We start from the raw sequence: 601 nt of genomic DNA on the forward strand, positions 1-601 counted from the left end.
CTATTGAACATATTCCAGTTGCTCGCGTAACGAACTTAGCTCGCACTATTGATGAATTAAAGGAAAGGGGAGTATGGGTAGCTGGTACAGATGCAAAAGAAAGCGATGACTATCGGAACTTAGATGGTACAATGCCACTAGCTTTAGTTATTGGAAGTGAAGGTAAAGGAATGAGTCGCCTTGTTCGAGAAAAGTGTGACTTTTTACTAAGGCTTCCGATGGTTGGTCACGTAACATCCTTAAATGCATCAGTAGCAGCAAGTTTATTGATGTATGAAGTGTATCGTAAACGTCACCCATTAGGAAGATAAAATGGATATTTTATTAGTAGATGGTTATAACATGATTGGTGCATGGCCTAACTTACGAAATCTACGTGACCATGATTTAGCGGGAGCCCGAGATTTGCTTATTGAAAAGCTTGCTGAGTACCAAGCTTATACAGGCTACCGCGTCATTGTGGTATTTGACGCACATATGGTTCAAGGAATTGAAAAGAAAGCTCATAACTATAAAATTGAAGTCGTTTTTACACGTGAAAATGAAACAGCTGATGAGTATATTGAAAAATTGGCTCAAGATTTAAATAACGTAGCGACAC

At 38.8% G+C, this 601-nt stretch carries 2 protein-coding genes; both read left to right on the forward strand.

Translation table 11 applies throughout. From position 1 onward, the window contains the following. Nucleotides 1-311: 23S rRNA (guanosine(2251)-2'-O)-methyltransferase RlmB (locus ACYVL2_RS20055; protein ID WP_460546570.1), on the forward strand; the 311-nt coding region annotated here is incomplete at its 5' end. Between the two features lies 1 nt (nt 312). After that, nucleotides 313-601 (forward strand): NYN domain-containing protein (locus ACYVL2_RS20060; RefSeq protein ID WP_460546571.1); only part of this gene is annotated, 289 nt, incomplete at its 3' end.

It is taken from the genome of Glycomyces halotolerans (assembly GCF_054779575.1).